The sequence below is a fragment of the Limosilactobacillus secundus genome, from assembly GCF_020784695.1.
Classification (GTDB): domain Bacteria; phylum Bacillota; class Bacilli; order Lactobacillales; family Lactobacillaceae; genus Limosilactobacillus; species Limosilactobacillus reuteri_F.
The window spans coordinates 1-14,111 of record NZ_JAJGUA010000034.1 but is presented as its reverse complement, the minus strand read 5'-3'; the positions used below and the strand labels follow the sequence as shown (position 1 = coordinate 14,111).

The 14,111-nt window shown below is 40.8% G+C and carries 15 protein-coding genes; 7 read left to right on the top strand and 8 right to left on the bottom strand.

Features of this window, described 5'->3' with window-relative positions:
* Positions 1 to 37: 37 nt before the first annotated feature.
* From coaE to polA, 3 genes are read right to left on the bottom strand one after another with little or no spacing between them, the layout of a single operon-like run.
* Positions 38 to 637 (bottom strand): dephospho-CoA kinase, encoded by a 600-nt coding sequence (coaE, locus tag LMB57_RS05425; RefSeq protein WP_229278081.1) that lies wholly within the window; start codon positions 635 to 637, stop codon positions 38 to 40.
* A gap of 3 nt (positions 638 to 640) precedes the next feature.
* Positions 641 to 1,471, bottom strand: a complete 831-nt coding sequence (gene mutM, locus LMB57_RS05420) for a bifunctional DNA-formamidopyrimidine glycosylase/DNA-(apurinic or apyrimidinic site) lyase (protein WP_229278080.1) — start codon at positions 1,469 to 1,471, stop codon at positions 641 to 643.
* Positions 1,472 to 1,485: 14 nt separating this feature from the next.
* The gene (gene polA / locus LMB57_RS05415; RefSeq protein WP_229278079.1) at positions 1,486 to 4,152 is read right to left on the bottom strand and encodes a DNA polymerase I; all 2,667 of its coding nucleotides are present in this window, start codon (positions 4,150 to 4,152) and stop codon (positions 1,486 to 1,488) included.
* A 123-nt stretch (positions 4,153 to 4,275) separates the two neighbouring features.
* Here polA and LMB57_RS05410 point away from each other — a divergent pair, with 123 nt between their 5' ends.
* Positions 4,276 to 4,953 carry a YoaK family protein gene (locus LMB57_RS05410; protein WP_229271723.1) on the top strand — a complete coding sequence of 226 codons (678 nt, stop codon included), beginning with the start codon at positions 4,276 to 4,278 and terminating at the stop codon, positions 4,951 to 4,953.
* Between the two features lie 51 nt (positions 4,954 to 5,004).
* Here the strand turns inward: LMB57_RS05410 and LMB57_RS05405 are convergent, their stop codons facing one another.
* Both LMB57_RS05405 and murC read right to left on the bottom strand, forming a co-directional pair.
* Positions 5,005 to 5,718, bottom strand: coding sequence for a Bax inhibitor-1/YccA family protein (locus tag LMB57_RS05405; RefSeq protein ID WP_229271722.1), 714 nt, complete (start codon positions 5,716 to 5,718; stop codon positions 5,005 to 5,007).
* Positions 5,719 to 5,809: 91 nt separating this feature from the next.
* On the bottom strand, positions 5,810 to 7,114 hold the full coding sequence (gene murC / locus LMB57_RS05400; RefSeq protein ID WP_229271721.1) for a UDP-N-acetylmuramate--L-alanine ligase: 1,305 nt from the start codon (positions 7,112 to 7,114) through the stop codon (positions 5,810 to 5,812).
* A 203-nt stretch (positions 7,115 to 7,317) separates the two neighbouring features.
* On the opposite strand from murC, the gene LMB57_RS05395 reads away from it, so the two are divergent.
* Positions 7,318 to 7,611 carry a type II toxin-antitoxin system prevent-host-death family antitoxin gene (locus LMB57_RS05395; RefSeq protein WP_019253109.1) on the top strand — a complete coding sequence of 98 codons (294 nt, stop codon included), beginning with the start codon at positions 7,318 to 7,320 and terminating at the stop codon, positions 7,609 to 7,611.
* A gap of 3 nt (positions 7,612 to 7,614) precedes the next feature.
* Positions 7,615 to 7,953, top strand: coding sequence for a type II toxin-antitoxin system YafQ family toxin (locus LMB57_RS05390; RefSeq protein ID WP_182586894.1), 339 nt, complete (start codon positions 7,615 to 7,617; stop codon positions 7,951 to 7,953).
* Between the two features lie 139 nt (positions 7,954 to 8,092).
* Here the strand turns inward: LMB57_RS05390 and ytpR are convergent, their stop codons facing one another.
* Together ytpR and LMB57_RS05380 are read right to left on the bottom strand one after the other, a co-directional pair.
* Positions 8,093 to 8,740 carry a YtpR family tRNA-binding protein gene (gene ytpR, locus LMB57_RS05385; protein WP_229278078.1) on the bottom strand — a complete coding sequence of 216 codons (648 nt, stop codon included), beginning with the start codon at positions 8,738 to 8,740 and terminating at the stop codon, positions 8,093 to 8,095.
* Between the two features lie 128 nt (positions 8,741 to 8,868).
* The gene (locus LMB57_RS05380) at positions 8,869 to 9,189 is read right to left on the bottom strand and encodes a thioredoxin family protein (RefSeq protein WP_113897495.1); all 321 of its coding nucleotides are present in this window, start codon (positions 9,187 to 9,189) and stop codon (positions 8,869 to 8,871) included.
* 164 nt (positions 9,190 to 9,353) lie between these two features.
* On the opposite strand from LMB57_RS05380, the gene LMB57_RS05375 reads away from it, so the two are divergent.
* The 4 genes from LMB57_RS05375 (at position 9,354) to LMB57_RS05360 (ending at position 13,351) form a co-directional block, all read left to right on the top strand.
* Positions 9,354 to 9,692 (top strand): PepSY domain-containing protein, encoded by a 339-nt coding sequence (locus tag LMB57_RS05375; protein WP_229271718.1) that lies wholly within the window; start codon positions 9,354 to 9,356, stop codon positions 9,690 to 9,692.
* A 51-nt stretch (positions 9,693 to 9,743) separates the two neighbouring features.
* Positions 9,744 to 10,664 (top strand): glutaminase A, encoded by a 921-nt coding sequence (glsA, locus tag LMB57_RS05370; protein ID WP_229271717.1) that lies wholly within the window; start codon positions 9,744 to 9,746, stop codon positions 10,662 to 10,664.
* A 168-nt stretch (positions 10,665 to 10,832) separates the two neighbouring features.
* The gene (locus LMB57_RS05365) at positions 10,833 to 11,813 is read left to right on the top strand and encodes an aldo/keto reductase (protein ID WP_229278136.1); all 981 of its coding nucleotides are present in this window, start codon (positions 10,833 to 10,835) and stop codon (positions 11,811 to 11,813) included.
* A 38-nt stretch (positions 11,814 to 11,851) separates the two neighbouring features.
* A complete protein-coding gene (locus LMB57_RS05360; protein WP_229278077.1) occupies positions 11,852 to 13,351 on the top strand; it encodes a glycosyltransferase in 1,500 nt (499 codons plus the stop codon).
* Positions 13,352 to 13,397: 46 nt separating this feature from the next.
* On the opposite strand, the gene LMB57_RS05355 is transcribed toward LMB57_RS05360, so the two are convergent.
* The coding region (locus LMB57_RS05355) for an LPXTG cell wall anchor domain-containing protein (RefSeq protein ID WP_229278076.1) at positions 13,398 to 14,111 on the bottom strand (714 nt) is incomplete at its 5' end.

The window sequence follows — 14,111 nt, the reverse complement described above, 5'->3', positions numbered from 1 at the left end:
CCTCCTTTATAGTATAAGTACTTTATTTTACCACATTTCACTCTGCTTTTAGCTGATTTATTAGGGCTACGACTTGTTTTTGCAGGGCAGCCTGGTCACCATTATTATTTATTTTAAAATCCGCCCGCGATTCTTTCTCTGATAATGGCATTTGGGCAGCAATTCGCACTTGAGCTTCCTTTTTAGAACAGTGATCGCGAGCCATTAACCGCTTAAGCTGAGTTTGTGGATCAGTATAAACAACTACAACATAATCACAATCTTCATCATAGTGTTGCTCTAATAATAATGGTGCATCTAATACCACGAATGGAATTTTCTGCTTTTTCAAAGTATCAACTTGCGCAAAGATGGCATCATAAATTAATGGCTGAAGAATCTCATTGAGTTTTTTCAGCGCTTCTTTATCATTAAAGACAATTTTAGCCAGAACGGGTCGATTGAGCTTACCCGTCGGCAAAAGTACTTTAGGGCCAAATACTTTGACAATCCTCGTTAACCCAACCGAGCCTGGTGTCTGGACTTGTCGCGCTACTTGGTCAGCATCAATCACCGGAATTCCAGTCTGGCGCAAAATGTTGCTTACCGTTGTCTTTCCAGTGGCGATTCCACCTGTTAATCCAACTATTTTTGTCATTTCCTATTCCTTCAATACTTGACAGTGTGGACAAAAGGTCGTTCCACGTTCAGCAACCTTAATTTTCACCATTTTCGTGCCACAACGCGGACATTCATCTCCCGCATGACCATAAGCTTTTAAACGATCTTGAAAAGCGCCGGCATCACCAAATGCATTTGTAAAACTATGAACAGTGGTTCCCTTATACTTAATCGCTGTCGCTAATTCTTTGATAATATTTTCTCGTAATTCAGCAATCTGGTTAGCTGTTAAAGTATTGGCTGGTTGCTCTGGATTTATCCCTGTCATCCATAGCACCTCATCAACGTAAATATTACCCAAACCGGCAACATGACGCTGATTGAGCAAGAATGGCTTAATCTTTCCCCGACTCTTTTTTAATTCAGCTGTAAAGTATGGCAAGGTGAAGGCGTCTTTTGTCGGTTCAGGGCCAATCGTCTTCAATCCGCCGACATTCATCTCATCTCCGGTTTTTACCAATGTCATCCGGCCAAACTTACGAGTGTCTTGATAACATAATTCCGTGCCATCCGTAAATTCAAAGACAACATGAGTATGCTTATCAATTGGTCCGCCAATTGGTTGGTTGTAATATTTTCCTTCCATGCGAAGGTGTGAAATCATTGTCAAATCATTAGTAAAACGGAAAAGAAGGTATTTCCCTCGCCGATCAACATTTTCAATCGTTTGTCCAATCAACGCCTGCCGAAAATCTTCAACATCATTGGTAATCGTTTTACCATAATAAACATCGATCGCATTAATTTTACGCTTAACAGCAATCTTCAGCAAACCGCGGCGAACAGTTTCAACTTCTGGTAATTCAGGCATTTAATTCCTCCGATCTATTTTTTAAGGTCATACCAGGTATCCCCATACTTACTATCTACTTTAAGCGGCACATCCAGCTTAACGGCCGAATCCATTACTTTTGGCACTAATTCCGATAGAATGGGGATTTCTTCCTTTGGGGCCTCAAAGACTAATTCATCATGAATCTGCAAGAGCATTTTTGCCTTTAGATGTCGTTTTTCAAGCTCATCTTGCATCCGGATCATCGCAATCTTAATAATATCAGCAGCGCTCCCTTGAATTGGAGTATTCATTGCAGTGCGCTCTGCAAACGATCGCTTGCTGAAACTTTTGGCATGAATGTCTGGTAAGTAACGACGTCGGTGAGTAATCGTCTCAACATAACCATTCTCTTTAGCAAACGCAATCGTATCATCGATGTATTTCTTTACGCCCGGGAATTCGTGGAAGTAATTTTGAATAAATTCATGAGCTTCTGCACGGCTAACATGAATCCGTTGTGCCAGTCCATAATCACTAATCCCATAAACAATCCCGAAATTAACCGCTTTTGCCCGACGCCGCATATTACGGTCAATCTCAGCATCTGGAGCCAAATGGAAAATCCGGCGAGCTGTACTGGCGTGAATATCTTCACCATTCTTAAAGTCTTCCTGAAGGTTTTTGTCACCAGTGATATGGGCAAGAACTCGTAATTCAACTTGCGAATAATCTGAAGAGAAGATTTGCCAGCCTTCCTGACTAGGAACAAACGCCTTCCTAATCAAGCGTCCTTCCGGCAACCGTACTGGAATATTTTGCAGATTAGGATCAACAGAGGACAAGCGACCAGTTTGCGTTAATGTCTGTAAGTAGCGCGTATGGATCTTCTGGTCATTTGAATGGATAACTTTCAGCAAACCAGTGATGTAGGTAGATTGAAGCTTAGCAATTTGCCGATATTCCAAAATTTGCTCAACAATCGGTGCCTTATCAGCCAACTTTTCAAGCACATCAACTGCAGTGGAATAACCGGTCTTGGTCTTTTTGATCACTGGTAATTTCAATTTTTCAAAAAGAATATGGCCTAGTTGCTTAGTGGAGTTAATGTTAAATTCCTCGCCAGCTTCTTGATAGATCTGACTTTCAATTTCTGATAGCCGTTCAGTTAACTTACTGCCCATATCTTTCAAAGTTTGTGCATCGACATGAACACCCGCGATTTCCATTTTTGCAAGAACCCGGGTTAGTGGTAATTCAATATCAGTATATAATGGCGTTTGCTTATTTTCGTCTAATTTGGCAAAAAGATCCTTGCGCAGGTGTTCAATTGCCCGCGCCTTCGTAGCCAGGTGACTAAAGAAGGTCTTGTCATCATCAGGCACAGCACGCTTAGCACCTTTACCGTAAACTTCCTCATCTGTTCGGACATCATCGTAACCGTGTTCCTGAGCTACTTGTCCCAGGTCGTTACTATTGTCATTAGTATTTAGAAGGTAAGATGCTAAAAGCAGATCAAAATTAATATTTTCAAGCGGAATACCGAGGCGATGAAGGCCAACGATTTGTGCCTTGGCATTAAAGACATTCTTCTTAACATTATCACTCTGGAGTAAATCTTTGAGGGGCGCTTCTTTAAGCAGATCCACATCTCGACTTGTAAACCAGTGCTCTTCATTGCCGAGCACAAACCCAGCGAATGGTGACGTGTGATAGTTTTCTTCTGGCATTTCAAGGTAAAAACTTACTTCACCCGTTAATTGTCCTAGTTCATCTAAGTTATCTTTAGTTAAAACTGTGTAGTCAATTGGAGCAATCTCAGCTTCGTCTTCGTCTCCAGCCCCATCGATATTCATCTTTTTCAAGAAAGATTTAAAACCCATCTCTTTGTAAAATTTAATCAAGTCATCCGTTTGTGGGCCTTGGTATTGCAAATCATCTAAGCCAATCTTAATCGGGGCATCCTGGAGAATTGTTGCTAATGTCTTACATTGTCGAGCAACCTCTTCATCCTCAATCAAATGTTCTTTCATCTTACTCTTTTTAAGGTCATCGATATGATCATAAAGTTCTTCAACTGAACCAAATTGTTTTACAAGCTTGATTGCAGTCTTTTCCCCAATTTTAGTTACACCAGGATAATTATCGGAAGAATCACCCATCAGTGCCTTCATATCAATTATTTGGCGCGGCGTAATCCCTAATTTTTCTTCGACATGTGCCGGAGTGTAATGCTCCGTATCAGTAACTCCCTTGTGAGTAACGGCAACAGTCGTATTCTCACTTGCTAACTGGGTAAGGTCTCGATCCCCTGTTACGATCAACGTCTTGTAGCCAGCATCATCCGCCTGCTTAGCCAAAGTACCGATAATATCGTCAGCTTCATAGTTAGCTAATTCATAACTATGTAATCCAGAGTCTTTGATTAATTCGCGAACATAAGGGATTTGCTCGGTCAATTCATTAGGAGTCTTGTTTCGACCACCCTTGTAATCATCATACATTTTCGTCCGGAAGGTTACCTTTCCTGCATCAAAGGCTACTAAAGCCGCATCCGGTTTAAAGCTTTGCAACACATGATCAAGCATCAACTTAAAGCCATAAATTGCAGCTGTATGCAAGCCATCCTTATTTGTAAACTTGTCCATTTGATTATGCATGGCAAAAAATGCCCGGAAAACAATACTATTTCCGTCAATTAACAATAATTGTTTTGTCATTTAATTCCCGCCCTTCTATCGCTAATAGTAATTGTACCAGAGAATATAGCAATGGTTTAGTTTCTTGACCAAAGATTTAAGTTATAATTAAAATGAAAAATCATTAGATGTGAGATGAAATTCATGGATAAACTCATTAACTATCAAAAGCCAGCAGAAGCACGGCTCTTTGCCCTCCTCCTCACTTTCAGCGGTGGCTTCATCGATGCTTTTACATATATCAAATGTGGGCGCACAATGGCAGCGGCCCAAACTGGCAACATTATTTTTCTAAGTGCCGCTTTAGCAAACCATAATTTTCTTGGCGTCGTTGATCGGCTTGGCTCATTGATCGCATTTATTCTTGGATTAGCAATGGTCAGCATCCTGCACGCTCATTTAAGAACTGATTATTGGCGAGTAGTTTGTCTATTGCCGATTTTATTAGTAGGAGCAATTATCGGTTTTCTCCCGGATAGTTTTCCTGATTATCTGATGGTACCAGCTGTTTCATTTGGTCTTGCAATGCAAAGTGCCGCTTTTAGTAAAATCGAAGGGCTTGGTTATAACAGTGTCTTTACAAGCGGCAGTGTCAAAAAAGCTGCTGTTGCCTGGAGCGAATATTATTTTCATCACGATCGTTCACAACGATCAGCTGCCTTTAGTTATTTAATGATCGTGACCTGCTTTACGCTCGGCGCGGTCATTTCCGCTCAGTTGCTTCCCTTTTTCCGAATGAGAACCATCTGGATTGCCACCCTTTTGATCCTCGTAACTGATTGTTCTTATTACTTAACTAAAAAGAAAAATGTTAATAAGTAGTTTTTAAAATAGTAAAGGCTGAATGAGATTTAATCCCTTTCAGCCTTTTTACTAATTGCGGTCACTCATTCCAAAAATTTGAAGAAGTGAGATAAAGAGGTTTATAAAGTCTAAGTACAATTGAAGGGCACCTAGCACAGCTAAACCATTTGTTGATACTTCGCCACCATAGTTAATATAGATTTGCTTCATCTTTTGTGCATCCCAAGCTGTCAAGACAGTAAAGATAATAACAGCGATAAAGGAGAAGATATAAGCAATGGCAGGACTTTGTAAGAACATGTTGATAAGGTAAGCAATCATTAAAGCAATCAAAGCAGCCATCGCGTGAGCACCAAACTTGCTTAAGTCGCGCTTAGTAATTGTCCCATACAAAGCCATCGTAACAAAAACAGCCGCGGATGATACGAAAGCTGAGGCAATGCTTGCCCCCGAATAGACACCAGCAATAATCGCAAATTCGACACCATAGATTATTGCCGTTAGCATTAGCATAATAAATGCCCCAACTGGGTTCCGGGTAGCACTAAAGCTTACCCCCATCGACAAAGCAATAGGTAGCAATAAAATAATCCAAACCATTCCAGGGTGAGCACCAAAGAAACCGAAAACAGCACTCCGGAATACCCCCATGGTCAAGTAAGCACTGAATGCAGAAACAAGAACTGCCAGTGTCATGTTTCCATACATTCGGGTTAAGAAACTATTCAAACCAGCTGCGTCAGTGACAACCCGACGCCCTGGCTCTTGAGAAAAGTTATTCATCAAGACTCCCTCTTTCTATTTAATTTGACTTTATTTGACTAATTATAAAAATGGTAGCAGAGGCCACCATTTCATTCAAGTAAATCTTTAATTATTTTAACAATTCTTTGTACTTTTCTTCGTACTTCTCAACGTCACCGGCACCCATGAAAACAACTACCGCATTATGGTATTGCAAAAGCTTGTCCATGGTATCCATGTCAATACCTTCACTACCTTCAATCCGTTGCTCCAAATCAACACTAGAAATATTTCCAGCATTTTCACGAATTGAACCAAAGATTGGAGTAACAAAAGTCTTATCTGCTCGGCTAAGTGATTCTGCAAAACCATCAATGTAAGCGGCCAACCGTGAATATGTGTGAGGTTGGAAAACAGCGATAACTTCACGATCTGGGTACTTTTGCCGTGCCGCATCAATTGTTGCTTTAATTTCGCTTGGATGGTGAGCATAGTCATCAATAATGGTTGTATCCGCAATGTCAGTCTCGCTGAAACGACGCTTTACCCCACTAAAGTTGGCTAATTCCTGTTGAATCTCATCCATGTTCATGTGTTCTATGTATGCAACCGCTAGCACGGCTAAGCTATTAAGCACACTGTGTTCACCGTATAAGTGGATGGTGAATGTGCCAAGCTTTTGGTCGCGGAAGTAAGCATCATACGTTGATCCTTCTGGTGTGCGTTGAATATTTTCTGCCCGGAAATCATCATCTGGATTAGTTCCATAGTAGTAAACCGGAACATCAACATTTAAGTCACGAAGACTAGGATCGTCTCCCCAAGCAAAAATTGCCCGTTGAACCTGCTTACCGTACGTTTCAAATGAATCACGGACATCTGCCAAATCGTTGAAGTAATCAGGGTGATCAAAGTCAACGTTTGTCATAATTGCATAGTCTGGGTGGTAGGCAAGGAAGTGATCACGATATTCATCGGCTTCAAAAACAAAGAAGCGTGCGTCCGCATTTCCTTTACCTACCCCATCACCGATCAAGTAGCTAGTTGGTTCAACCGCTGCTAGTACGTGTGATAACAATGCAGTCGTACTGGTCTTACCATGTGCTCCGGCAATCCCAATACTAGTATGATTCTTAACCTCATTTTCAACAGCCTCAGGGTAACTTAAAATTTTAAGGCCTAATTCATGTGCTCGTTTAATCTCTGGGTGATCATCATCAAAAGCATTTCCTTGGACAACAATCATCCCCGGTTTCAAATTGGCTGGATCAAATGGCAAAATTTTAATTCCCGCCGCTAACAATGGCGCTTGTGTAAATGTTTCCTTTTCAATATCTGAACCTAGTACTTGGTGTCCTTTGTCATGAAGGATACGTGCTAAAGAGGCCATTCCGGTCCCTTTAATACCAACAAAGTAATATGTATTTTGTTCCATCAATCCAATTCCTTTCAACAATTCAATTTAAAATAAATGCGAGGGGTAGATCAGTAACTATGATCCATCCCTCACTAAATAATAAAGCATTATAAAATTTTGGCAATAGTAATCAGCTGTTTTTTGTTAGTTTTCTGGACGAGATATTTTTCACAAAATAATGTACAATATTAAGTACAACAAGAAGTAAGGATGTGATTATCATGCCAATTGCTACTACTCAAAGTGACTTCAGAAAACATATCAAGGATTACCTTGATCGAGTTAATGAAGACGAGCAAACTGTCTTAGTTGCCCGTTCAAATCAACGAACAGCTGCCATCATCTCCCAAAACCAATTGAATGCATTGCTTGATGCTGTAAATGCTAAGGAAGATTCATTAGATTATGCTATTGCAAGAGATAAATTAATTGATATGCACATTATTCCAGATGACCCTATTATTGAATCCAATAACGATTACTGGAATCAATTCAAGAACAGTGAGGAAAAGTAGGTCATGTCTTATTACTCTTTTCGGCCACGCAAAACATTTAATGCTGACTTAGCACGCCTTGGTAAATTAGACCCATCAATTATTGATGATATCCATGAGGCCATTGATATTTTACTCAATGGCGATGCTCTCCCCAAAGAATATAGGGATCACCACTTGCAAAGAAAATATGCTGGTTACAGAGAATTTCATGTCAGGGATACTCCCAAAGGCGCAAAACCTACGAAAACCAATGATGTTCTAGTAATCTATAAGATTGACCACCAAGATCTTGTATTAGTTGCTGTACGAGCAGGTTCTCACAATAATCTTTTTAATAAGTCATATCGAAAAAACAAATAAGTTTTCGCAATTCAAAGATAAACATCACAATCACAGTACAATAATGGCCTCTAGGATTCGTTAAAGTTGAACCCTAGAGGCCATTATTGCTTGCAGAGGCTTGCGCCGCTCCCATAAAGAATCACTTATCGCTTTTTTGTTAGTTTTCTGGGTAGAACGTATCAGCCTTGGCAAAATCAACTGGTTCACCGACTTTTTGCCAATCATCAGGAATAATGAACAAGCCCTTTTCGTCTGGAGCGTTCTTAATCCGTAGTTCACGGAAACCACAGAGCATTCCGTCACTATCGACACCCATCAATTGCCCCGGCCAAATGATCTTACCGTCTGGCATCATCGCACCAGGACGAGCAACTACGACTTTAATACCTTCCGCAACATTAGGAGATCCGCACACGATCTGGACAGTCTTATCATTAGCAATCCGCGTTTGCGTTACCTTTAAGTGGTCAGACTTAGGATGGTCAGTGATCTTTTCAACGTAACCAACCACAAACTTAGGATCTTCGTCAGCCGTTAAGAGCTTATCAAAGCCTGCTTCTTGTAACTTTGCATTTAATTTTTCAACTTGAGCTGCATCTAAAAATACTTGCCCGTTTTCACTTGTTAATTCTGGTAAGATCTTGCTGGCGTTCATAAAGTTATAGCCAAGTAATGCACCATCTTTTTCAGCAGTGATCTGAGCTACATCATCAGCAATCTTAGTAATTTGGTCATCCGCATCTGGAGCGGTAATAACGACTAAAATGTCGCCTAATTCATTGGGATTGTAACTTGAAATTAACATCAAATATTCCTCTCTCTAATATAATCTACCATTTTATATTATTACATAAAAAGAAGGCTATGAAAATCTAATTTAAAACTAAAGAAGGCTGAATAATTCAGTCCCTTTATTTTCACAACCTTCTTATTTTACTTCAAATTGTTTAAAAAATCTTCAACTTGTTGCTTAGTTTTACGGTCTTTATTGACAAATCGACCAATTTCTTTACCATTATCATATACAATGAAGCTTGGAATTCCAAATACATTTAGTTCAGCAGCGAGGTCGATGTTTTCATCGCGATCAACTTCATAGAAAGTATAATCACTGAAGTCTTGTTCGATCTCAGGCATTGCCGGCTTAATAAAACGGCAATCTGGGCACCAACCAGCTGTAAAGAAAAGGACGACCTTGCCATTGCCAATAGTTTCGATTAATTGATCTTCTTTTAATTGTGGTAATCTTTCCATAATCCTCATCCCTATATCATTTTAGCAATATTATACCACGCTTCTTATCTATTGTAAGTAATCTACTTGCAAGGACTAGATATTTGGATTTTAATAATTAAAAATGATAGAATAAATAAGAAGTTAAGAACGGATTAAATTTAAATAGTGAAGGAAGCAATCATATGAATGCAAACAATAACTCCCTCAACCCCTGGCTGATTCCAGTCACATTAGGTGCATCTGGAATCGCCGGTTTTATCGCTGGTAAACTTTTTGGTAATCGTCACATATCTGCTGAGCAAATCTTAAAATTAGTCAAAAATGATTTTGCAAGTGAAGGTTCTTTAACTGGTAGCTGGATCAATGATAAAGCAGTACCTTTCCAACGATTTGCGGTTAAAACCCATGCTTATGAAGGTGGCGTTTCTCGTCTAGAAGATGGCGAAGAAGTAGATTACGAGTTTATTGCTGATGCATATACTGGTAGTCTGTTAGAGTTAAAACGGATTGAGAATAACTAAAGTAAAGGCTGGGGACAAATTTCCCAGCTTTTTTAATTAAAGGAGGATATCATGAATCTTAATGACGCAATTCAAGAATGTTGGAGCAAAATTGACGAAGGACAGGTGGCAACCTATATTCCCGCTTTAGCAAAAGTTGACCCTTATCAACTTGGTGTTTACCTTTTCGACGTCACAAATGATAAAAAAGTAGAAGCAGGAGCATCGCAAGTTCGGTTTGCTATCGAAAGCGTCTCAAAAGTAATTACCCTCCTCTACGCAATTGAACGTTTAGGCTTGTCTGCCGTTGAAGAGCAAGTCGGAACACGCCAAACCGGTTTCCCGTTCGACACAATCCTTAACATGGAAATTACTAAGGAGACCCATCCTCTCAATGCTTTTATTAATAGTGGCGCCATCCTCATCAGTTCATTAATTGAAGAACAAGATGGGCTTTCTCCCTTTGACCAAATCATTGAATTTAGTCGTAAAATCTGTAATGATCCCGATATCACCCTCAATGAAGAAATTTACCAATCGGAGTTGCGAACTGGGGATATGAATCGGTCGTTAGCTTACTATCTCAAGGCCAAAGAAGTCCTTACTAATGACGTAACCCTTAGTCTTGATACCTATTTTAAGCAGTGCTCAATGATGGTCACTTGCCAAAGTCTAGCTAATCTCGGTGCTGTCCTCGCCAATGACGGGATTGCTCCTTGGAATAATGAACGAATCATTTCAAGTGAGGCCGCTACATATACAAAATCGGTCATGATGACGACTGGCCTCTATAACGAATCGGGAACTTATTCTGTTAAAATCGGTGTCCCCACTAAGAGCGGTGTCGGTGGCGGTTTAGTTTCTGCGGCCCCCAATCATTACGGGATCGGAATTTTCAGTCCGGCACTCGACCATGCTGGTAATAGTGTTGCTGGCCTAGCACTCCTGGAACTCATTAGTAAAAAATTAAAGCTTGATATTTTTAGGTACTAGCTACAAATGTTTGCCTTCTTAGGAGGATCTACTTAATTAAATTTAACGTTCAAGCCAGTTTCGTTAATTTACTATTCTAATTAGATATTCAAGCACATCCCAAGAATATTTTTAGTATAATTAAGGTAATTGATGCATGCGCTTTCACCAACTAGGAGGTTTATCATGATGTATCCAGTAACAATCGGTCATTCAGAAGTTAAAGTAAATCCCCTCGGTCTCGGAACAAATGCTGTTGGCGGTTATAATCTCTTTCCGGATTTAGATGATCAAGCCGGCATTGATCTCGTTAAGACTGCTTTAAATCACGGAATTAATTTATTAGATACTGCCTATGTCTATGGCTTAGGTCATTCCGAAGAACTGGTCGGGCAAGCCATTCAAGATTATGATCGGCATAAAATCATCATTGCAACAAAGGGCGCTCATGATTTTTCAACGGGTAAAGAAGTTATTAATAACAACCCTGATTTTATTACTGAGCAAGTCAATGACAGTTTAAAACGGTTGCAAACCGACTATATTGATATTTACTATCTGCACTTCCCTGATCATGATACCCCGAAAGCAGAGGCAGTCGGTGCTCTTCAGAAATTACGGGAAGAAGGAAAGATTCGGGCAATCGGAGTTTCCAACTTCAGTCTTGCTCAAATCAAAGAGGCAAATGCGGATGGTTACGTTGACATTGTAGAAGATGAATTCAGCCTTCTTCATCAAGACCATCTAACAGAAGGAATGCTCGACTACCTGAATGAAAACAACATCAGCTTTGTCCCATACTTCCCACTAGCTTCTGGGCTATTGACTGGAAAGTATACCACTGATGCAACATTCCCCGCTGATGATATCCGTAGCCAAATTGCGGATTTTAAAGAGCCACGTTACAGCACAATTTTACATGCGGTTAATCTCGTCCGTCCAATTGCCGATAGCCATCATGCTACGATTGCCCAAATAATCCTAGCATGGTACCTGCAAAATCCACTGATTACTGCAGTGATTCCAGGAGCTAAAAATGCCCGGCAAGTACTTTCTAATGCACAAGCAATGAAAATTGAACTTTCGACTGACGAATATCAAACAATTGAACACATATTTAGTCAATTTAAACAAATTAAGAGTGGTAAATCATTAAAAGATCCAGATTGAGGGATAAAACCACCAAATCATTTGAAAAGGAATTTATCATGAATTTTTTCATCACTAGCCGCCAAGATTTACAAACTTCGGCCATCGAACTTGCCCAAGTCAAGCGGCTGCGAATTTTTGATCATCTGAATGCACCTGCAACCATTGTCACGATGCTGTATAACTTCGACCATCAAACCGTTGAAGAAAAACTTAAAGTTAAAGGCCGCGTCCTTAACATCTACCAGTATTATCAACAACTTCCTTACCACGCTGATCCTACAGTTGATCAATCCATTATCAAGCAGGCATTAGCTGTCCCCGCCTGCCAAGTTAAGGACAATTGTGCCCTGCGAAATGGTAAAGTGCGGGTTCGCGTAAACACTCGCAACGGACGATTATACTATATCGACTATCTCGACCAGTATGGCTTTACCAATCGGCGAGACTTTTACGATCAGGGATGGCGGACCTATACTGAGTATTTTGAAGACAAAGGACGGCTGATTGCTCGTCAGTATTACGATCATAATGGGCAAGTAAAGATAATCTATCATTATCGTGGTGGCGAAGGTAATGTCCCCATTCTCACCCTTATTCAGCTAATGGATCAAGGACAAGAATGGCAATTTGATGATGAAATTGAATTTCGGGCGCACTTTTTAGATGAGCTTGTTGGAGATGATCCGCAAACAATCCTCATCAGTGATCGCTCTAACATCGCCTTAAAGGCATTTACGCTAATGAAAAAGCCGGCCAGACGGTACCAAGTATTCCACTCGGCCTTTACTGATGACGGTCAAAGCAACGGCCCCCTTTCGGCAATCTACCAGCCAATTGCAACAATGCTCGCAAAAGGACAGCTAAATGGCCTGATCTCTGCCACGCAACGGGAAGCGCAAGACGCAACTAACCGTTTCCAAACGAACCAGAGCTACGGTATTCCCGTGACTTATTTAGATGAAGAACTGACAAAAGAAGTTCCTGTTAGCCAACGCCAAATAGGAAAGTTTATTGCTGTTGCGCGACTTTCTAAAATCAAACAACTTGACCATATTATCAATGCGATTGTTCGTCTTCACCAAGACTTTCCGCAAGTTACCCTCGATATTTATGGTTATAGCGATAGTTGGAATAAAAACCAAACCGCTAATGCGCTCAAGTCATTAGTGAAGGGAAATAAAGCCGAGAGCTACATTAATTTTGTCGGCTATTGTAATGACCTCAGCGCTGCTTATGAACATGCTCAAGCCGAAATTTTAACAAGCTATTATGAAGGTTTTGCAATGGCAGTTCTAGAAGCACAGGGTCATGGTTGCCCAGTTGTTAGCTATGACATCAACTATGGTCCAGCGGATATAATCGATGACCAGCAGAGCGGTAAACTGATTCCGCCGAATGATCAAGAAGCCCTCTATCAGCAATTAAGAAAATTATTAGAAGAGCCTGCCCTCGCAAAAAAGTACGCCCATTATGCACAAAAAGCGGCACAAAAATACCGCTTCGATCATGTCGCTAAAAAGTGGCAAAAGTTAATTAGTAATAAAGAAAAGGAGTAATCCTCACAGCCAAAATAGCTGAGGGTTACTCCTTTTTAGTAGGAAATTAATCTTTCCGTTTCTTATTTACTTTTGTTAAACCAAGTGCTGAGAGAAGACCAGCAAAACCGAGACCAATTAAGCTTGATGACTTTTGATTACCAGTTTGTGGCAATTGTTGAGTACCTTGCTTAGTAGTTGGTTGTGTTGATGAAGATTTAGTAGGTTCGACGATAGAAGTTTCGCCCTTCTTGGTAGTGACCTGGGTAGTCATTGGTTGTGGTTCTTCATTCTTTTGTTCACCAGGTAATTGTGTGTTTGATTCAATTGCTGGTTGTTCAGTCGGCTGACTCGTCGGTTGCTCGCTCGGCCGTTCTGTTGGTTGAACGGTCGACTGAGTCGTCGGTTGTTCGGTTGGTTGGACAGTTGGCTGAACTGTTGGTTGACTCGTCGGTTGCTCAGTCGGTTGAACTGTTGGCTGAGCGGTTGGTTGACTCGTCGGCTGCTCAGTCGGCTGACTTGTTGGCTGTTCAGTCGGTTGACTCGTCGGCTGTTCGCTCGGTTGAACGGTTGGTTGACTCGTCGGTTGCTCAGTCGGTTGAACTGTTGGCTGAGCGGTCGGCTGACTCGTCGGTTGTTCTGTTGGTTGCTCAGTTGGCTGTTCAGTCGGTTGAGCGGTTGGTTGCTCACTTGGTTGACTCGTCGGTTGCTCAGTCGGTTGAACTGTTGGCTGAGCGGTCGGCTGACTCGTCGGTTGTTCTGTTGGTTGCTCAGTTGGCTG